At 69.2% G+C, this 20,184-nt stretch carries 16 protein-coding genes; 15 read left to right on the top strand and 1 reads right to left on the bottom strand.

Annotation, left to right across the window (positions count from 1 at the left end):
- Positions 1-13: 13 nt before the first annotated feature.
- From GUY60_RS09210 to recQ, 14 genes are all read left to right on the top strand, one after another.
- Entirely contained in the window at positions 14-568 is a 555-nt protein-coding gene (locus GUY60_RS09210; protein ID WP_006133126.1) for a NuoB/complex I 20 kDa subunit family protein, read from the top strand.
- A complete protein-coding gene (locus GUY60_RS09205) occupies positions 565-1,311 on the top strand; it encodes an NADH-quinone oxidoreductase subunit C (RefSeq protein WP_161695752.1) in 747 nt (248 codons plus the stop codon). The genes GUY60_RS09210 and GUY60_RS09205 overlap by 4 nt, the downstream gene beginning before the upstream one ends.
- Positions 1,311-2,645, top strand: a complete 1,335-nt coding sequence (locus GUY60_RS09200; RefSeq protein WP_161695750.1) for an NADH-quinone oxidoreductase subunit D — start codon at positions 1,311-1,313, stop codon at positions 2,643-2,645. Before GUY60_RS09205 ends, GUY60_RS09200 begins: the two co-directional genes overlap by 1 nt.
- Positions 2,645-3,508: an NADH-quinone oxidoreductase subunit NuoE gene (gene nuoE / locus GUY60_RS09195; RefSeq protein WP_246234559.1), complete on the top strand. Its 864-nt coding sequence runs from the start codon at positions 2,645-2,647 to the stop codon at positions 3,506-3,508. Before GUY60_RS09200 ends, nuoE begins: the two co-directional genes overlap by 1 nt.
- Positions 3,508-4,893 carry an NADH-quinone oxidoreductase subunit NuoF gene (gene nuoF, locus GUY60_RS09190; protein WP_161695748.1) on the top strand — a complete coding sequence of 462 codons (1,386 nt, stop codon included), beginning with the start codon at positions 3,508-3,510 and terminating at the stop codon, positions 4,891-4,893. Before nuoE ends, nuoF begins: the two co-directional genes overlap by 1 nt.
- Complete coding sequence (locus GUY60_RS09185) at positions 4,890-7,391, top strand: NADH-quinone oxidoreductase subunit G (protein ID WP_161695746.1); 2,502 nt, start codon at positions 4,890-4,892, stop codon at positions 7,389-7,391. Before nuoF ends, GUY60_RS09185 begins: the two co-directional genes overlap by 4 nt.
- Before the next feature lie 29 nt (positions 7,392-7,420).
- Positions 7,421-8,788, top strand: coding sequence for an NADH-quinone oxidoreductase subunit NuoH (gene nuoH / locus GUY60_RS09180; protein WP_161695774.1), 1,368 nt, complete (start codon positions 7,421-7,423; stop codon positions 8,786-8,788).
- Between the two features lie 64 nt (positions 8,789-8,852).
- Positions 8,853-9,458, top strand: a complete 606-nt coding sequence (gene nuoI / locus GUY60_RS09175) for an NADH-quinone oxidoreductase subunit NuoI (protein WP_161695772.1) — start codon at positions 8,853-8,855, stop codon at positions 9,456-9,458.
- On the top strand, positions 9,455-10,312 hold the full coding sequence (locus GUY60_RS09170) for an NADH-quinone oxidoreductase subunit J (protein ID WP_161695744.1): 858 nt from the start codon (positions 9,455-9,457) through the stop codon (positions 10,310-10,312). Before nuoI ends, GUY60_RS09170 begins: the two co-directional genes overlap by 4 nt.
- Positions 10,309-10,608, top strand: a complete 300-nt coding sequence (gene nuoK / locus GUY60_RS09165; protein ID WP_161695742.1) for an NADH-quinone oxidoreductase subunit NuoK — start codon at positions 10,309-10,311, stop codon at positions 10,606-10,608. Before GUY60_RS09170 ends, nuoK begins: the two co-directional genes overlap by 4 nt.
- A 15-nt stretch (positions 10,609-10,623) precedes the next feature.
- A complete protein-coding gene (gene nuoL / locus GUY60_RS09160; RefSeq protein ID WP_161695740.1) occupies positions 10,624-12,522 on the top strand; it encodes an NADH-quinone oxidoreductase subunit L in 1,899 nt (632 codons plus the stop codon).
- A 5-nt stretch (positions 12,523-12,527) separates the two neighbouring features.
- Positions 12,528-14,099: an NADH-quinone oxidoreductase subunit M gene (locus GUY60_RS09155; RefSeq protein ID WP_161695737.1), complete on the top strand. Its 1,572-nt coding sequence runs from the start codon at positions 12,528-12,530 to the stop codon at positions 14,097-14,099.
- On the top strand, positions 14,096-15,742 hold the full coding sequence (gene nuoN / locus GUY60_RS09150; protein ID WP_161695735.1) for an NADH-quinone oxidoreductase subunit NuoN: 1,647 nt from the start codon (positions 14,096-14,098) through the stop codon (positions 15,740-15,742). The genes GUY60_RS09155 and nuoN overlap by 4 nt, the downstream gene beginning before the upstream one ends.
- A gap of 188 nt (positions 15,743-15,930) precedes the next feature.
- On the top strand, positions 15,931-17,832 hold the full coding sequence (gene recQ / locus GUY60_RS09145) for a DNA helicase RecQ (protein ID WP_376771189.1): 1,902 nt from the start codon (positions 15,931-15,933) through the stop codon (positions 17,830-17,832).
- Between the two features lie 106 nt (positions 17,833-17,938).
- Here recQ and fahA read toward each other — a convergent pair whose 3' ends face one another.
- Positions 17,939-19,171 carry a fumarylacetoacetase gene (fahA, locus tag GUY60_RS09140; RefSeq protein WP_161695733.1) on the bottom strand — a complete coding sequence of 411 codons (1,233 nt, stop codon included), beginning with the start codon at positions 19,169-19,171 and terminating at the stop codon, positions 17,939-17,941.
- A 186-nt stretch (positions 19,172-19,357) separates the two neighbouring features.
- Here fahA and GUY60_RS09135 point away from each other — a divergent pair, with 186 nt between their 5' ends.
- Positions 19,358-20,164 (top strand): HAD family hydrolase, encoded by an 807-nt coding sequence (locus tag GUY60_RS09135; RefSeq protein WP_161695731.1) that lies wholly within the window; start codon positions 19,358-19,360, stop codon positions 20,162-20,164.
- The last annotated feature ends 20 nt before the right edge of the window (positions 20,165-20,184 follow it).

Raw genomic sequence — 20,184 nt, 5'->3', positions numbered from 1 at the left:
TGAGGGGGCACCTATGGGACTCGAAGAGAAGCTGCCGAGCGGTTTTCTGCTGACGACCGTCGAACAGGCCGCGGGGTGGGTGCGCAAGTCATCTGTTTTCCCCGCCACCTTCGGCCTCGCCTGCTGTGCCATCGAGATGATGACCACGGGCGCCGGGCGGTACGACCTCGCCCGCTTCGGCATGGAGGTCTTCCGCGGATCGCCGCGACAGGCGGACCTGATGATCGTGGCCGGCCGGGTCAGCCAGAAGATGGCGCCGGTGCTGCGGCAGGTCTATGACCAGATGCCGAACCCCAAGTGGGTCATCTCCATGGGGGTTTGTGCGTCTTCGGGCGGAATGTTCAATAACTACGCCATTGTCCAGGGCGTCGACCATGTCGTCCCTGTCGACATCTATCTGCCCGGCTGCCCGCCACGGCCCGAGATGCTGATGGACGCGATCCTCAAGCTGCACCAGAAGATCCAGAGCTCCAAGCTCGGTGTGAACGCCGAAGAGGCGGCCCGCGAGGCGGAGGAAGCGGCGCTCAAGGCGCTCCCCACCATCGAGATGAAGGGGCTGTTGCGGTGAGCGAGAACGACAAGGGCAGCAACGGCGTGAACCCCGAGAAGGACCTCGGCTCACAGAACCTGCCGGGCCAGCGCGGCGACCACGGCGAGGAGATCCGCGTCCAGCGCGGCATGTTCGGCGCCAACAACGGTGGCGACACCTCCGGTTACGGCGGCCTGGTCCGCTCCGTACGCCTCCCCGGTGCCTCGTCCCGGCCCTACGGCAGCTGGTTCGACGAGGTCGCCGACGAGTTGGAGGGCGCCCTCGAGGAGCAGGACCTGCTTCCGGAAAACGCCATCGAGAAGACGGTCGTCGACCGCGACGAGCTCACCTTCCACATCGCCCGCGAGCATCTCGTGCGGGTCGCGCGGACGCTGCGCGACGACCCGGCGCTCCGCTTCGAGCTGTGTACCGGCGTCTCGGGTGTGCACTACCCCGAGGACAAGGGGCGCGAGCTGCACGCGGTCTACCACCTGCGCTCGATCACCCACGGCCGGCTGATCCGCCTGGAGGTCAGCACTCCGGACGACGACCGGCATGTGCCGTCCCTGGTGCCGGTGTACCCGACCAACGACTGGCACGAGCGCGAGACGTACGACTTCTTCGGCCTGATCTTCGACGGCCATCCCGCCCTCACCCGGATCATGATGCCGGACGACTGGCAGGGCTTCCCGCAGCGCAAGGACTACCCGCTCGGCGGCATTCCCGTCGAGTACAAGGGCGCCCAGATCCCGGCTCCCGACCAGCGGAGGTCGTACAGCTGATGTCAGCATCCAACGCAACGTCCCACGCGTCCGGTCGGGAGACGACCGAGGGCACGGTCTACACCGTCACCGGCGGCGACTGGGACGAGGTCGTCGAGTCGGCCGCCAAGTCCGACGACGAACGCATCATCGTCAACATGGGCCCCCAGCACCCGTCCACGCACGGTGTGCTCCGCCTCATCCTGGAGATCGACGGCGAGACCGTCACCGAGGCCCGCTGCGGCATCGGCTATCTGCACACCGGTATCGAGAAGAACCTCGAGTACCGCACCTGGACGCAGGGCACCACCTTCGTCACGCGCATGGACTACCTGACGCCGTTCTTCAACGAGACGGCGTACTGCCTGGCCGTGGAGAAGCTGCTCGGCATCGAGAACGAGATCCCGGACCGCGCGACGATCATCCGCGTGCTCCTCATGGAGCTCAACCGGATGTCCTCGCACCTGGTGTGCCTCGCCACCGGCGGCATGGAGCTCGGCGCCACCACGATCATGATCTACGGCTTCCGGGACCGCGAACTGATCCTGGACATCTATGAGTTGATCACCGGTCTGCGGATGAACCACGCGTACATCCGGCCCGGCGGACTCGCCCAGGACCTGCCGCCCGGCGCGGTGGACCAGATCCGCGAGTTCGTGAAGAAGATGGACAAGAACCTTCCCGAGTACGACAAGCTCGCCACCGGGAACCCCATCTTCAAGGCCCGCATGCAGGACGTCGGTTACCTCGACCTCTCCGGCTGCATGGCCCTCGGCGCCACCGGACCGGTCCTGCGCTCCACCGGCCTGCCGCACGACCTGCGCAAGACCGACCCCTACTGCGGGTACGAGACGTACGACTTCGAGGTCCCCACCGCCGACAGCTGCGACTCCTACGGGCGGTTCCTGATCCGCCTGGAAGAGATGCGCCAGTCGCTGCGGATCGTCGAGCAGTGCCTCGACCGCCTGGAGCCGGGACCGGTCATGGTCGGCGACAAGAAGATCGCCTGGCCCGCCCAACTGGCGCTCGGCCCCGACGGCTTGGGCAACTCGCTCGACCACATCAAGAAGATCATGGGCACCTCGATGGAGGCCCTGATCCACCACTTCAAGCTGGTGACCGAGGGCTTCCGGGTGCCGCCCGGCCAGGCGTACTCCGCCGTGGAGTCCCCCAAGGGCGAGCTCGGCGTGCATGTCGTCTCCGACGGTGGCACCCGCCCCTACCGGGTCCACTTCCGCGACCCGTCCTTCACCAACCTCCAGGCCATGGCGGCCATGTGCGAAGGCGGCCAGGTCGCCGACGTGATCGTCGCCGTCGCATCCATCGACCCCGTGATGGGAGGCGTCGACCGGTAATGACGGACGACAGTGTCATTCAGGGGACGGCCCCCGCACCCCCGACGCAGCTCGGGATGCCCCAACTCCCGGCCCCCGACTACCCGGCCGACGTACGCGCCCGGCTCGAAGCCGATGCGAAGGAGGTGATCGCCCGCTACCCGGACTCCCGCTCGGCGCTGCTGCCGCTGCTCCACCTCGTGCAGTCCGAGGAGGGCCATGTCACCCGCACCGGCATGCGGTTCTGCGCGGACGTGCTCGGCCTGACCACCGCCGAGGTCACCGCGGTCGCGACCTTCTACACCATGTACCGGCGCAAGCCGAGCGGTGACTACCAGGTGGGCGTCTGCACCAACACGCTCTGCGCGGTGATGGGCGGCGACGCGATCTTCGAGGAGCTCAAGGAGCACCTCGGGGTCGGCAACAACGAGACCACCGACGACGGCAAGGTCACCCTCGAGCACATCGAGTGCAACGCGGCCTGCGACTTCGCGCCCGTGGTGATGGTCAACTGGGAGTTCTTCGACAACCAGACCCCCGAGTCCGCGAAGCGCATGGTCGACGACCTGCGCGCGGGCCGCACCGTGGAGCCCACCCGGGGCGCCTCCCTGTGCACCTTCAAGGAGACCGCCCGCATCCTCGCCGGCTTCCCGGACGAGCGGGCCGGCGCCGTGGACGAGTCCGGCGGCGCGGGACCGGCCTCTCTGGTGGGCCTGCGCCTGGCCAAGGGCGAGGTCCTCCCCGCGCGCGTGGTGCATCCGCGCGGCGAGGCACCGCAGGACGCCGCACCCGCCGAGCACCCGAGCTCGCACGACGCACCTCAGCAGACATCGGCCTCGGACCCGGACCACCCGGCCGGGCCTGCTGCCGAGGAGGGGGAGTGATGACCGTGTCCACCGCCTACGGGGGCGCTTCCAGGCCCGAGGCCGGGGGCGAGAGCAGCCCCGAGAAGCTCCTCTCCCCGGTCCTGTCCGCGTTCTGGGACGAGGAGAAGCCCTGGACGCTGGAGACCTACCAGCGGCACGAGGGGTACCAGGGGCTGCGCAAGGCCCTCGCCATGTCGCCGGACGACCTCATCGCCTATGTGAAGGACTCCGGGCTCCGCGGCCGCGGCGGAGCGGGCTTCCCCACCGGGATGAAGTGGCAGTTCATTCCGCAGGGCGACGGTAAACCGCACTATCTAGTTGTCAACGCTGACGAGTCGGAGCCCGGGACCTGTAAGGACATCCCGCTCCTCTTCGCCAATCCGCACAGCCTCATCGAGGGCATTGTGATCGCCTGTTACGCGATCCGTTCGGAACACGCGTTCATCTACCTGCGAGGTGAAGTCGTCCCCGTTCTGCGGCGGTTGCACGAGGCCGTGCGCGAGGCCTACGCCGCGGGGTATCTCGGGCAGAACGTCCTCGGGTCCGGTCTCAACCTTGAACTCACCGTGCACGCGGGCGCGGGCGCGTACATCTGTGGTGAGGAGACCGCACTACTGGACTCGCTCGAGGGCCGTCGTGGACAGCCGCGACTGCGTCCCCCCTTCCCGGCTGTCGCGGGCCTCTACGCATGCCCCACTGTCGTGAACAACGTCGAGTCCATCGCGTCGGTTCCCGCGATCGTGAATCGGGGCAAGGACTGGTTCAAGTCGATGGGCAGCGAGAAGTCCCCGGGCTTCACGCTGTACTCGCTCAGCGGCCATGTCGCCGCGCCCGGCCAGTACGAGGCCCCGCTCGGCATCACGCTGCGCCAACTCCTCGACATGAGCGGCGGGATGAGGCCGGGCCACCGGCTGAAGTTCTGGACACCCGGCGGTTCCTCCACACCGATGTTCACCGACGAGCACCTCGACGTCCCCCTCGACTACGAGGGCGTGGGCGCCGCCGGATCGATGCTCGGCACCAAGGCCCTGCAGTGCTTCGACGAGACCACCTGCGTCGTACGGGCCGTCACGCGCTGGACCGAGTTCTACGCCCACGAGTCCTGCGGCAAGTGCACGCCCTGCCGCGAAGGGACGTACTGGCTGGTGCAGTTGCTCCGCGACATCGAGGCCGGCAAGGGCGTGATGGCCGACCTCGACAAGCTGAACGACATCGCCGACAACATCAACGGCAAGTCCTTCTGCGCCCTCGGTGACGGCGCGGCCTCGCCGATCTTCTCCTCCCTCAAGTACTTCCGCGAGGAGTACGAGGAGCACATCACCGGCAAGGGCTGCCCCTTCGACCCGGCCAGGTCGACGCTCTGGAGCGACCGCGCCGACAAGCACACGGAGGTGAACGCATGACGGTCACGACTAATGCTCCCTCCGGGGGCGCGGAGGGGGCCCCTCCGCCCGGGGACCTGGTCTCGCTGACCATCGACGGCGTCGACATCAGCGTCCCCAAGGGCACCCTCGTGATCCGCGCCGCCGAGCAACTCGGCATCGAGATCCCGAGGTTCTGCGACCACCCGCTGCTCGACCCGGCCGGAGCCTGCCGCCAGTGCATCGTCGAGGTGGAGGGCCAGCGCAAGCCGATGGCGTCCTGCACCATCACCTGCACCGACGGCATGGTCGTCAAGACCCAGCTGACGTCGCAGGTCGCGGAGAAGGCGCAGAAGGGTGTGATGGAGCTGCTGCTCATCAACCACCCTCTCGACTGCCCCGTCTGCGACAAGGGCGGCGAGTGCCCGCTGCAGAACCAGGCCGTCTCGCACGGCCAGTCCGACTCCCGTTTCGACGGCAAGAAGCGGACCTTCGAGAAGCCGATCCCGCTCTCCCCGCAGGTGCTGCTCGACCGCGAGCGCTGTGTGCTGTGCGCTCGCTGCACCCGGTTCTCCAACCAGGTCGCGGGCGACCCGATGATCGAGCTGCTCGAGCGTGGCGCGCTCCAGCAGGTCGGCCTCGGCAACAGCGACCCCTTCGAGTCGTACTTCTCCGGGAACACCATCCAGATCTGCCCGGTGGGCGCGCTCACCTCGGCCGCGTACCGCTTCCGTTCGCGCCCCTTCGACCTGGTGTCGACGCCGAGTGTCTGCGAGCACTGCTCCGGCGGCTGCGCGACCCGCAGCGACCACCGGCGCGGCAAGGTCATGCGGCGGCTCGCCGCCGACGACCCCGAGGTCAACGAGGAGTGGATCTGCGACAAGGGCCGCTTCGGCTTCCGCTACGCCCAGCAGCGCGACCGGCTCGCCACCCCGCTTGTCCGTAACGCGGACGGCGTGCTCGAACCGGCAAGCTGGCCCGAGGCGTTGGAGGCCGCGGCCGCGGGTCTCACGGCGGCACGCGCGCGTGCGGGCGTTCTCGCCGGTGGCCGGCTCACCGTGGAGGACGCCTACGCGTACAGCAAGTTCGCGCGCGTGGCGCTCGCCACCAATGACGTCGACTTCCGCGCGCGCGTGCACTCCGCCGAGGAGGCCGACTTCCTGGCCGCCCGGGTGGCCGGACGTGGTCGTGATCTTGACGGTGAGGGCGTTACGTACACCGCCCTCGAGCAGGCCCCCGCGGTGCTGCTCGCCGGGATCGAGGCCGAGGAGGAGGCGCCCGGCGTCTTCCTGAGGCTGCGCAAGGCCTGGCGCAAGCACGGCCAGCGGACCTTCGCCCTCGCCCCGTACGCGACGCGTGGCCTGGAGAAGGCGGGCGGCACGCTGCTGCCCGCCGCGCCCGGCACCGAGACCGAGTGGCTGGACGCGCTGGCGTCCGGCGTGGGGCTCGGCGAGGACGGCGCCGACGTGGCCGAGGCGCTGCGGGCCGACGGCGCGGTGATCGTCGTCGGTGAGCGGCTTGCCGCGGTGGCCGGGGGCCTCACCGCCGCCGTCCGCGTGGCGACCGCGACCGGCGCCCGCCTGGTGTGGATCCCGCGCCGGGCCGGTGAGCGCGGCGCCGTCGAGGTGGGCGCGCTGCCGTCGCTGCTGCCCGGCGGGCGGCCCGCGACCGATCCACGCGCGCGTGACGAGGTCGCCGCGGTGTGGGGAGTCGCCGAACTCCCGCACCGCTACGGCCGCGACACCGGCCAGATCGTGGAGGCCGCCGCCGGCGGGGAACTCGCCGCCCTGGTGGTGGCGGGCGTCGATGTGGCGGACCTGCCGGATCCGCCGCGCGCGCGTGAAGCGCTGCGTCAGGCTTTCGTGGTCTCCCTGGAGCTGCGCCCCGGCGAGGTCACCGAGCGGGCGGACGTCGTCCTTCCGGTGGCCGCGGTCGTGGAGAAGGCGGGCACGTTCCTCAACTGGGAAGGCAGGGCGAGGCCGTTCGAGGCCGCGCTCAAGCCGGAGCAGTTGACGCGGGCGCTGCCGCCCACCGACGCGCGCGCGTTGCACATGCTGGCCGACGCGATGGATGTCCACCTGGCGCTGCCGGACAACCGCTCCGCGCAGCGCGAGCTGGACCGGCTCGGCGCCTGGACCGGGCCGCGCGCCACCGAACCCCTGGAGACCGGCGGCCAGTTGCCGCGTCCCGCGTCCGGTGAGGCCGTTCTCGCCGGGCACCGTCTGCTGCTCGACCAGGGCCGCCTCCAGGAGGGCGACGAGGCTCTCGCGGGTACGCGGCACGCCGCCGTCGCCCGGCTCTCCGCGGCCACCGCGGCCGAGGCGGGCGTCAAGGACGGCGACGCGCTCGCGGTCACCGGTCCTGACGGGGCGGTCCAACTCCCGCTCCAGGTCACCGAGATGCCCGACCGGGTCGTCTGGCTGCCGCTGAACTCGGCGGGCGGTGGCGTCACTTCGGACACCGGCGCCCGCCCCGGTGAACTCGTCCGGATCGGCCCGGCCGTGGCCGTCGCCCCGGAGGCCAAGGAGGTGCGGTCATGAACCAGGCGCTGATCGAGAAAGCGGCCGCCATGAGCCCGCTCGCCGCTGAGGACCTCTCCATGTTCGGGCGCGACCCGTGGTGGCTCGTCGCCATCAAGGCGGTCTTCTGCTTCGCGTTCCTGATGGTGACCGTGCTCTTCTCCATCGTGTGGGAGCGCAAGGTCGTCGCCTGGATGCAGCTGCGCATCGGCCCCAACCGGCACGGCCCCTGGGGCATGCTCCAGTCCCTCGCGGACGGCATCAAGCTGATGCTCAAGGAGGACCTGGTCGTCAAGCGCGCGGACAAGGTGATCTACGTCCTCGCGCCGATCGTCGCCGCCATCCCGGCGTTCATGGCGATCGCGGTGATCCCCTTCGGGCCGGCGAACAACCAGATCTCGATCTTCGGCCAGCGCACCACGATGCAGCTCACCGACCTGCCGATCGCGATGCTCTACATCCTCGCGGTCGCCTCCGTCGGGATCTATGGCATCGTCCTCGCGGGCTGGTCGTCCGGGTCCACGTATCCGCTGCTCGGCGGTCTGCGCAGCTGCGCCCAGATGATCTCGTACGAGATCGCCATGGGTGCCGCCTTCGCCTCCGTGTTCCTCTACTCGGGCTCCATGTCGACCTCGACGATCGTGGAGGCGCAGGGCGACCGGTGGTACATCCTGCTGCTTCCGGTGTCGTTCCTGCTCTACATCGTGACGATGGTGGGCGAGACGAACCGCGCTCCGTTCGACATGCCGGAGTCCGAGGGCGACCTGGTCGGCGGCTTCAACACCGAGTACAGCTCCATCAAGTTCGCGCTGTTCATGCTCGCCGAGTACGTGAACATGGTGACGGTCTCGGCCGTGGCCACCACGCTCTTCCTCGGCGGCTGGCGCGCGCCCTGGCCGATCAGCACCTTCTGGGAGGGCGCGAACCAGGGCTGGTGGCCGATGCTCTGGTTCGTCCTCAAGGTCCAGCTGCTGTTGTTCTTCTTCATCTGGCTCCGCGGCACGCTGCCACGCGTCCGCTACGACCAGTTGATGAAGCTCGGCTGGAAGGTGCTCATCCCGGTATCGGTGGTCTGGCTGATGCTGGTCGCGACCGTACGCACCCTGCGGAACGAGAACGTCGACTTCGCCGGGATCGTGCTGTACGTCGGCGGCGGCGTCCTCGCCGTGCTGTTGCTCTCCTTCGTCGTCGACATCTTCCGCGACAAGAAGGCCACGGCCGCGGCGTCCGAAGCGGAGGACCTGCGGGGTGAACACCCGCCCGGCTTCGACCCGATGGCCGGTGGATTCCCGGTACCCCCGCTGCCCGGACAGACCTTGCCACCCGTGCCGCGCCGACGCTCGCGCCAGGAGCGGGAGTTGATTGTCAGTGGTGGCGTCGATACTGCCAGTGACGGAAAGGAGGCTGACGGTGTCTGAGATTTCCAGGTCCGAGAACGCGAAGAACTCGAACGCGAAGAACTCGATCGAGTCCGGTACCCCCGTGGAAACGGGCGAGGGCAAGGACACGGCACAGGGGTTCCACAACCCCGTCGCCGGCTTCGGCGTGACCTTCAAGGCCATGTTCAAGAAGCGGCTGACCGAGCAGTACCCGGAGGAGAAGAAGGTCACGGCGCCGCGCTTCCACGGCCGTCACCAGCTCAACCGGCACCCGGACGGCCTGGAGAAGTGCGTGGGCTGCGAGCTCTGCGCCTGGGCCTGTCCGGCGGACGCGATCTATGTGGAGGGCGCGGACAACACCGAGGAGGAGCGCTACTCCCCGGGCGAGAGGTACGGCCGCGTCTACCAGATCAACTACGCCCGCTGCATCCTGTGCGGCCTGTGCATCGAGGCGTGCCCCACGCGCGCGTTGACGATGACCAACGAGTTCGAGCTGGCCGACTCCAGCCGGGCCAACCTGATCTACACCAAGGAACAGCTGCTCGCGGGCCTGGACGAGGGCATGGTCGACAGCCCGCACGTGATCTACCCCGGCATGGACGAGCAGGACTACTACCGAGGTCTGGTGACCGAGGCGGCGCCCGGCACCGAGCCCCAAGTGGCCGTCTCCAAGGGCGAGAAGCCCACCTCCGAGGAGGTGGACGTATGAACACGCTCGCCGCGTACGCGACCTCCACGGGCGAGGCCTTCCAGTTCTGGATCCTCGGCACCGTCGCGGTGATCGGCGCCCTGTGCACCGTCTTCATGAAGCGGGCCGTGCACAGCGCGCTCTGCCTGGCCGGCACCATGATCATCCTGGCGGTCTTCTACCTCGCCAACGGCGCCTACTTCCTGGGCATCGTGCAGATCGTGGTCTACACGGGCGCGATCATGATGCTCTTCCTCTTCGTGGTCATGCTGGTCGGCGTCACGGCCGCGGACTCCCTGAAGGAGACCATCAAGGGGCAGCGCTGGCTGGCGGCCCTGTGCGGACTCGGCTTCGCCGTCCTCCTGTTCGCCGGGATCGGGAACGCCTCCCTGAGCGAGTTCAACGGCCTGGCCCAGGCCAACTCCGCGGGGAACGTGGAGGGGTTGGCCGCCCTGATCTTCACCAAGTACGTCTTCGCTTTCGAGATCACCGGCGCGCTGCTCATCACCGCCACCGTCGGCGCCATGGTGCTCACGCACCGCGAGCGCACCGAGCGAGCCAAGACCCAGCGGGAGCTGTCCGAGCAGCGGGTGCGCGAGGGCAAGCACCTCCCGCCGCTGCCCGCCCCGGGTGTGTACGCCCGGCACAACGCCGTGGACATCGCGGGCCTGCTGCCCGACGGCACCCCGTCGGAGCTCACGGTCAGCAGGACGCTGCGCGAGCGCGGCCAGATCCGTGACGTGTCGGGCGACGCGCTGAACGACCTGAAGGCCCTGGAGCAGCGCTCCGAGGAGCGGCTCGGCAGGGGCGGTGCGGTCACCTCACGGGAGAAGTCCTCCGGTGGTTCGGCCGAGCAGAAGGAGGCCGCGAAGTGAGTCCCGTCAACTACCTGTATCTCGCGGCCCTGTTGTTCGCGATCGGCGCCACCGGCGTGCTGATCAGGCGGAACGCCATCGTGGTGTTCATGTGCATCGAGCTGATGCTCAACGCCTGCAACCTCACCCTCGTCGCCTTCTCCCGGATGCACGGCAACCTCGACGGCCAGATCATCGCCTTCTTCACGATGGTCGTCGCCGCCGCCGAAGTCGTGGTGGGGCTGGCGATCATCGTGTCCCTGTTCCGTTCCCGCCACTCGGCCTCGGTCGACGACGCCAGCCTGATGAAGCTCTGAGGGGCAGGAAGAATCGTGGAGAACCTGATTGCGCTGCTCGTCGCGGCGCCTCTGCTCGGAGCGGCCGTACTGCTGTGCGGCGGGCGCCGGCTGGACCGGACCGGCCACTGGATCGGCACCCTGCTCGCTGTCGCCTCGTTCGCCGTCGGTGTGCTGCTGTTCACCGACATGCTCGGCAAGGACGCGGAACACCGCGCCCTGCACCAGGCGTTGTTCAGCTGGATCCCGGTCGAGGGCTTCCAGGCGGACGTCGCCTTCCAGCTGGACCAGCTGTCGATGACGTTCGTGCTCCTGATCACCGGTGTGGGTTCATTGATCCACATCTACTCGATCGGGTACATGGAGCACGATGAGCGCCGCCGCCGCTTCTTCGGCTATCTGAACCTGTTCCTCGCGGCGATGCTGCTCCTGGTCATCGCCGACAACTACCTGCTGCTCTACGTGGGTTGGGAGGGCGTCGGCCTGGCGTCGTACCTGCTCATCGGCTTCTGGCAGCACAAGCCCAGCGCGGCCACCGCGGCGAAGAAGGCCTTCCTGGTCAACCGCGTCGGCGACATGGGCCTGTCCATCGCGATCATGCTGATGTTCACCACGTTCGGCACCTTCGCGTTCGGCCCGGTGCTGGAGTCGGTGGGGGACACGGGCGAGGGCAAGCTCACCGCGATCGGCCTGATGCTGCTGCTCGCCGCGTGCGGCAAGTCGGCCCAGGTGCCGCTGCAGTCCTGGCTGGGCGACGCGATGGAGGGCCCGACCCCGGTCTCGGCCCTGATCCACGCGGCGACGATGGTGACGGCGGGCGTGTACCTCATCACCAGGTCGGGCGCGATCTTCAACGCCGCTCCCGACGCGCAGTTGGCGGTCGTGATCGTCGGCGCCGTCACGCTGATCTTCGGTGCGATCGTCGGTTGCGCGAAGGACGACATCAAGAAGGCGCTCGCCGGTTCGACGATGTCGCAGATCGGCTACATGATCCTGGCGGCGGGCCTCGGCCCCATCGGGTACGCCTTCGCGATCATGCACCTGGTGACGCACGGCTTCTTCAAGGCCGGGCTGTTCCTCGGCGCCGGCTCGGTCATGCACGGCATGAACGACGAGGTCGACATGCGCAAGTACGGCGGCCTCCGCAAGTACATGCCGGTGACCTTCGTGACCTTCGGGCTCGGCTACCTGGCGATCATCGGCTTCCCCGGCCTGTCCGGGTTCTGGTCCAAGGACAAGATCATCGAGGCGGCGTTCGCGTACGACGACGGGATCCGCGGCTGGATCTTCGGCGGCGTGGCCCTGCTCGGCGCCGGGATCACCGCGTTCTACATGACGCGCGTGATGATCATGACGTTCTTCGGCGAGAAGCGCTGGCAGCCCGACGAAAGCGGCAACGAACCGCACCCGCACGAGTCGCCCAAGTCGATGACGATCCCCATGATCGTCCTCGCCTTCGGCTCGGTCTTCGCGGGCGGACTGTTCTCGCTCAACGAGTCGTTCGTGAAGTGGCTGGAGCCGGTCACGCAGTTCGAGCACCCGCACCCGGTGATCAGTGTTCCGGCGATCACGGCCTCCACGGTCGTGGTGCTGCTCCTCGGCGCCGGGCTCGCGTACCTGATGTACGGCCGCAAGCCCGTCCCGGTCACCGCGCCGCGCGGCTCGCTGCTCACCCGGGCGGCCCGACGCGACCTGCTCCAGGACGACTTCAACCATGTGGTCCTGGTCCGCGGCGGCGAGCACCTCACGCGGTCGCTGGTGTACGTCGACCACACCGTCGTCGACGGCGTCGTCAACGGCACAGCGGCCGGCTTCGGTGGCCTCTCCGGCCGTCTGCGCAAGCTGCAGAACGGCTTCGCCCGCTCCTACGCGGTCTCGATGTTCGGCGGTACGGCGATCCTCATCGCCGCGACCCTGCTGATGAGGGCGGTCTGATCACGATGTCCTTTCCTCTGCTGACAGCGACGGCCGCGGTACCGGCGATCGGTGCGATCGTCACCGCGGCCGTGCCCGCCGCGCGGCGCACGGCGGCCAAGTGGCTGGCGCTGTTCTTCTCGCTGGTCACCCTGGTGCTCGCGGTCCTGATCGGCGTGCGCTTCGCACCCGGCGGCGACCGGTACCAACTGACCGAGTCCCACTCCTGGATCGCCGACTTCGGGGTGCGGTACGAACTGGGTGTCGACGGCATCGGCGTCGCCCTGATCGGGCTCACCGCCCTGCTGATCCCGTTCGTGCTCCTCGCGGGCTGGCACGACGCCGACCCGCAGGAGACCGGCAGCAAGCGGTGGCGGCCCACGCAGGGCTTCTTCGCGCTGATCCTGATGGTCGAAGCCATGGTGATCCTCTCCTTCGAGGCCACCGACGTCTTCCTCTTCTACATCCTCTTCGAAGCCATGCTCATCCCGATGTACTTCCTCATCGGCGGCTTCGGCGACCGCGCACACGCGGGCAGCGACGAGAAGGCCGCGGCCCAACGCTCGTACGCGGCCGTGAAGTTCCTGCTCTACAACCTGGTCGGCGGCCTGATCATGCTGGCCGCGGTCATCGGCCTCTATGTCGTCGCCGGGAACTTCTCGCTCCAGGAGATCGCCGCCGCCCGCGCGAGCGGCGAGCTGCAGATGGCCACCAGCACCGAGCGGTGGCTGTTCCTCGGCTTCTTCTTCGCCTTCGCGGTGAAGGCCCCGCTGTGGCCGCTGCACACCTGGCTACCCAACGCCATGGGTGAGGCCACCGCCCCGGTCGCGGTCCTGATCACGGCGGTCGTCGACAAGGTCGGCACCTTCGCGATGCTCCGCTTCTGCCTCCAGCTGTTCCCGGAGGCGTCGAAGTGGGCGACCCCGGCGATCCTGGTACTCGCGCTGATCTCGATCGTCTACGGCGCACTGCTCGCCGTCGGCCAGCGCGACATCAAGCGCCTGGTGGCGTACGCGTCGATCTCGCACTTCGGCTTCATCATCATGGGCATCTTCGCGATGACCTCGCAGGGCCAGAGCGGCGCGACCCTCTACATGGTCAACCACGGTGTCTCGACAGCCGCGTTGATGCTGGTCGCCGGCTTCCTGATCTCCCGGCGCGGCTCGCGGCTCATCGCGGACTACGGCGGGGTGCAGAAGGTGGCCCCGGTGCTCGCGGGCACGTTCCTGGTGGGCTCGCTCGCCACGCTCTCGCTGCCCGGCCTCGCGCCCTTCGTGAGTGAATTCCTGGTCCTGGTCGGCACGTTCGCGCGGTACCCGGCCATCGGCATCATCGCCACCTTCGGCATCGTGCTGGCCGCGCTGTACTCCCTGGTCCTGTACCAGCGGACGATGACGGGCCCGGTCAAGCCGGAGGTCTCGGCCATGCCGGACCTCAAGGTGCGTGAACTCGTCGTGGTGGCACCGCTGATCGCTCTGCTGATCTTCCTCGGTGTCTACCCGAAGCCGGTCACCGACCTGGTGAACCCGGCGGTCGGACACACCTTGTCCGACGTACATGAGAAGGACCCCAAGCCCGAGGTGGAGGCGGCCAAGTGAGCGCATCAGCCGTCCACAGCCTGTGGACAATGGCGGCGCCGATCGACAAGATCGACGCCCCGACCATCGAGTACACCCAGCTTCTGCCCACGCTGATCGTGATCGGCGCGGCCGTGCTGGGCATCCTCGTCGAGGCGTTCGTCGGCCGAAAAGCCCGCTATTACGTGCAGGTTTTCCTGACCGTCGTCGCTCTGGTGGCCGCTTTCGCCGCGGTGATCGGGCTCGCGGCGGGCGGATACGCCTCCACCGAGGCGAAGATCGTCGCCATGGGGGCGATCGCGGTCGACGGACCCGCCCTCTTCCTGCAGGGCACCATCCTGCTCACCGGACTCGTCGCGGTCTTCACCTTCGCCGAGCGGCGCCTCGACCCGGCGGCGCACGGCAACCACGTGGACTCGTTCACCGCGCAGGCCGCGTCGGTGCCGGGCAGCGAGAGCGAACAGGCCGCGGTCAAGGCCGGGTTCACGACCACCGAGGTGTTTCCGCTCTCGCTCTTCGCGATCGGCGGCATGCTGGTCTTCCCGGCGGCGAACGACCTGCTGACGCTGTTCATCGCCCTCGAGGTGCTCTCGCTCCCGCTGTACCTGCTGTGCGCCCTGGCCCGCCGCAAGCGGCTCATGTCGCAGGAGGCCGCGGTCAAGTACTTCCTGCTCGGCGCCTTCTCCTCGGCGTTCCTGCTCTTTGGTGTGGCCCTCGTCTACGGCTACGCGGGCACCGTCTCGTACGCCGGGATCGCGGACGTCGTCGACGGCACGGTGCAGACCGTCGACCCGGCCCTCGCCGGGACCATGGGGAACGACGCGCTGCTCCTGGTGGGCGCCGCCATGATCCTTATGGGCCTGCTGTTCAAGGTCGGTGCGGTGCCCTTCCACATGTGGACCCCGGACGTGTACCAGGGAGCGCCCACCCCGGTCACCGGCTTCATGGCGGCGGCCACCAAGGTCGCGGCGTTCGGAGCGCTGCTCCGGCTGCTCTACGTGGTCCTGCCGGGCCTGCGCTGGGACTGGCGGCCGGTGATGTGGGGTGTCGCCATCGCCACGATGCTGATCGGCGCGATCGTCGCGATCACGCAGACCGACATCAAGCGGCTCCTCGCGTACTCGTCGATCGCGCACGCCGGCTTCATCCTCGCCGGTGTCATCGCGGCGACGCCCGACGGCATCTCCTCGGTCCTCTTCTACCTGGGCGCGTACTCCTTCGTGACGATCGGCGCCTTCGCCGTGGTCACGCTGGTGCGGGACGCCGGTGGTGAGGCCACGCACCTGTCCAAGTGGGCGGGGCTCGGGCGGCGCTCTCCGCTGGTGGCCGCCGTCTTCGCGGTGTTCCTGCTCGCCTTCGCGGGCATTCCGCTGACCTCCGGGTTCGCGGGCAAGTTCGCGGTGTTCAAGGCTGCGGCCGAGGGCGGTGCGGGGATGCTCGTCGTGGTCGGTGTGATCTCTTCGGCGATCGCGGCGTTCTTCTACATCCGCGTGATCGTGCTCATGTTCTTCAGCGAGCCGAAGCCGGAGGGCCCGACCGTGGCCGTGCCCTCACCGCTGACGATCACCGCGATCGGGGTGGGAGTGGCGGTCACGCTGGTGCTCGGTGTGGCTCCGCAGTACTTCCTCGACCTGGCCAACCAGGCAGGGGTGTTCGTGCGCTGACCGCTCCGGCCGGGCCTCGGGGGCTCGGCGGGACGGACCGCGAGCCGGTGCCCGGTACCTCTTCGGAGGTACCGGGCACCGGCTTTTCCCGCGAATACCCCCAGCCTGTGGATAACTTTCGGGGTTGTCGGCCCGGCGGCCTATCGTGGCTGTCGTGGTCGAATGACGGCATACGGGGGGACAGGGCGATGAACGGGACCGTGGAGATGGACGTGGCCGGGGCACAGGGCGAGACGACCGAGCCGAAGGTGACGGAGAGCGAAGCACTGCACACGCTCCAGCGCGTCTTCGGGTACGACAGCTTCCGAGGCGAGCAGCAGGCCGTCATCGAGCACGTCATCGGCGGCGGGGACGCCGTGGTGCTGATGCCCACGGGCGGCGGCAAGTCGCTCTGCTACCAGATTCCGGCCCTGGTCAGGCCGGGCACGGGCGTGGTGGTCTCCCCGCTGATCGCGCTGATGCAGGACCAGGTGGACGCGCTGCGCGCCCTCGGTGTGCGGGCCGGGTTCATGAACTCCACGCAGGACTTCGACGAGCGCCGCCTGGTGGAGGCCGAGCTGCTCGCGGGCGAGCTCGACCTGCTCTACCTGGCTCCCGAGCGGCTCCGGCTCGACAGCACGCTCGACCTGATCGAGCGGGCCAAGATCTCCGTCTTCGCCATCGACGAGGCGCACTGCGTGGCCCAGTGGGGCCACGACTTCCGGCCCGACTATCTCTCCCTCTCGCTGCTCGGGCAGCGCTGGCCCGAGGTTCCCCGGATCGCCCTGACGGCGACGGCGACCCACGCCACCCACCGCGAGATCACCGAGCGGCTCGCCATGCCGCGGGCCCGGCACTTCGAGGCCAGCTTCGACCGGCCCAACATCCAGTACCGCATCGTGCCGAAGGACGAGCCGAAGAAGCAGCTCCTGCGCTTCCTGCGGGAGGAGCACCCCTCGGACGCGGGCATCGTGTACTGCCTGTCGCGCAACTCCGTGGAGAAGACCGCCGAGTTCCTCTGTCGCAATGGCATCGAGGCCGTCCCGTACCACGCGGGTCTCGACGCGGGCACCCGTGCCGCCCACCAGTCCCGGTTCCTGCGCGAGGACGGGCTCGTGGTGGTCGCGACCATCGCCTTCGGCATGGGCATCGACAAGCCGGACGTGCGCTTCGTCGCCCACCTCGACCTGCCCAAGTCGGTGGAGGGGTACTACCAGGAGACGGGCCGCGCGGGCCGTGACGGACAGCCCTCCACGGCCTGGATGGCGTACGGCCTCAACGACGTGGTGCAGCAGCGCAAGATGATCCAGAGCGGCGAGGGCGACGAGGCGTTCCGGCGGCGCGCCGCCGCCCATCTGGACTCGATGCTCGCGCTGTGCGAGACCGTCGAGTGCCGTCGCGCCCAGCTGCTCGCGTACTTCGGGCAGGAGCCGGGAGACACCGGCTGCGGTAACTGCGACACCTGTCTGACGACGCCGGAGACCTGGGACGGCACCGTCGCGGCGCAGAAGGTGCTGTCCACGGTGGTGCGGCTCGACCGGGAGCGCCGCCAGAAGTTCGGGGTGGGCCAGATCGTCGACATCCTGCTCGGCCGCAAGACCGCCAAGGTGATTCGCTTCGACCACGACCAGCTGTCGGTCTTCGGCATCGGGGAGGAGCACAGCGAGGCCGAATGGCGGGGCGTGGTCCGGCAGTTGCTGGCCCAGGGGTTCCTCGCGGTCGAGGGCGAGTTCAGCACGCTGGTGCTGACCGAGACGAGCGGCGCGGTGCTCGGCAGGGAGCGCGAGGTGCTGCTGCGCAAGGAGCCCAAGAAGCTCTCCTCGCGCGGCTCGGGCTCCGGGGTCAAGGGGGAGCGCAAGGCCAAGGCCCCCGTGGATCTGCCCGATGAGGTGCTGCCGCTGTTCGAGGCGCTGCGTGCCTGGCGTGCCGAGCAGGCCCGCGAGCAGGGCGTACCCGCGTATGTGATCTTCCACGACGCCACCCTGCGGGAGATCGCCCTCGCTCGGCCCGCCACGGTGGGGGAGTTGGGCGGTATCGGCGGAGTGGGCGAGAAGAAGCTGGCCACGTGGGGCGAGGGCGTGATCGGGGTGCTGGAGGGATTCGAGGGCTGAGCGCGCGGCACACCCCGGTGGGTCCGCGCGGCGCCCCGGTGGCGACCGCGCGGCACCCCGTCGGGTCGGCCGGTGCGTGGGGGCCGACCGACCCGACGGGTACGGGTCAGTTCGCCGTACGGGTGGCCGCGATGCGGCCCGTCACCTCGCCGAGGCCGACCCGGGAGCCGTCCGGGCCGGGCGCCCAGGCGGTCATCGTGATCTCGTCGCCGTCCTCGAGGAACGTCCGCTTGCCGCCGGGCAGTTCGAGGGGCTCGGTGCCGTTCCAGGTGAGCTCGATCAGGGAGCCGCGCTGGTGCGTCTCGGTGCCACTGATCGTGCCCGAGCCGTACAGGTCGCCGGTGCGCAGGGAGGCGCCGCCGACCGTCATGTGGGACAGCATCTGGGCGCCCGTCCAGTACATGCCGGCGAACGGCGGCTCCGAGATGACCTCGCCGTTCAGGGTGACGGTGAGCCGCAGGTCGTAGCCGCCGGGCTCGTCCTCGCCGGAGTCGTCCAGGTACGGCAGCACCGGGACGTCCCGGGCGGGCGGGGCGACCCGGGCGTGGTCGAGGGCTTCGAGGGGCGTGATCCAGGCCGATACGGAGGTGGCGAAGGACTTCGCGACGAACGGGCCGAGGGGGACGTACTCCCAGGGCTGGATGTCCCGCGCGGACCAGTCGTTGAGCAGGCACAGGCCGAACACATGGTCGCGGAAGGAGGAGAGGGGCACGGTGCTGCCGAGCGGGGAGGGGGCGCCCACGACGAAGCCGACCTCGGCCTCGATGTCCAGCTTGGCGGACGCGCCGAACGACGGTTCCGTGGCCGAGGGTGCCTTGCGCTGGCCGCTGGGGCGGACCACCTCGGTACCGGAGACCACGACCGTGCCGGCGCGTCCGTGGTAACCGACCGGCAGGTGCTTCCAGTTGGGCAGCAGCGGCTCGGAGTCGGGGCGGAAGAGGCGGCCGAGGTTCGTGGCGTGGTGCTCGCTGGCGTAGAAGTCGACGTAGTCGGCGACCTCGAACGGCAGGTGCAGGGTCACGTCCGCGAGGGAGTGGAACAGCGGCCGGACCACGTCCTGGTGGGACGGCACCGTCACCCAGGCGGTGAGCGCGCGGCGCACATCGCTCCAGGTCTGGGGGCCGGCCGCGAGCAGCGGGTTCAAGGTCTCGGTGGCGAGCAGCGAGGCGTAGGGAGAGCCCAGGGCGTGCGCGGCCGCACCGGCGTCGAGCACGTGGGATCCGAGACGGACGCCGACCCTGCGGTGGGTGTCACCGGGGAGGGAGAAGACGCCGTAGGGAAGGTTGTGCGGTCCGAAGGGGTCGCCCTCGGGGAGGTCGAGCGGGCTCTGCTCGGGCATGGGTCGCGTGCCTCACTTTCCTGCATCGGGTCGATCACACGTTACGTCGGGGGACGCCCATGACGGCAGTGCCCAAAGAATTCGTAATGTCCGGAAAGCTCGCGTTGGGGAGAGGGGAGGTGTGGGGTGGGTGAGCGTCAACGCCCTGATTTATGCGCTTTGTTGGGGTCTCCGTATCCTGACCCCATGGTCCCCGCACCCGCTCCCGCTCTTGTCGCCACCGACCTCGACGGCACCCTGCTGCGCCGTGGCGACACCGTCTCCGTGCGCTCCCGGGCCGCGCTCGCGCGGGTCGCCGCGGCCGGCGCCCAGCACATCGTGGTCACCGGGCGCCCGGCGCCGCAGGTCCGCCATCTCCTCCTGGAGCTCGACTATCAGGGGCTCGCCGTCTGCGGTCAGGGCGCGCAGGTCTTCGACGCGGCGACGGACACGTTGGTGAGCCGTCTGACCCTTGACCGGCAGGTGGCGGAGGTGGCGCTCGGCAAGATCGAGGCGGAGGTCGGCCTGGTCTTCGCGGCGGTCAACCAGGACGGTATGGAGGGGCTGATGCTGATGGAGCCGGGCTATGTGCCCTCGCATCCGACGCTGCCCTCGGTCCGGGCGGACAACAGGGTGGCGCTGTGGGACGAGCCGATCAACAAGGTCCTGATCCGCCATCCCGCCCTGAGCGACGACGAGTTGGTGGCGGCGGCGCGCAATGTCTCGGACGGCCTCGTCACGGTGACGATGGCGGGTCCCGGCACCGTGGAGCTCCAGCCGCTCGGGGTGACCAAGGCGACCGGACTCGCCCTGGCCGCCGAGATGTCGGGGGTGGCGGCGGCGGACACGGTCGCGTTCGGGGACATGCCCAATGACGTACCGATGTTCCGCTGGGCCGGACACGGGGTGGCGATGGCCAACGCGCACGAGGAGCTGAAGGCCGTGGCGGACGAGATCGCCCTGTCGAACGAGGAGGACGGGGTGGCCGTGGTCCTGGAACGGCTTTTCGGTTAGTCGGGCCACGGGGGTCAGGG

Source organism: Streptomyces boluensis, assembly GCF_009908195.1.
GTDB lineage: Bacteria > Actinomycetota > Actinomycetes > Streptomycetales > Streptomycetaceae > Streptomyces > Streptomyces boluensis.
The sequence above is the reverse complement of the archived record's forward strand: the minus strand, read 5'-3'. Positions and strand labels throughout refer to the sequence as shown.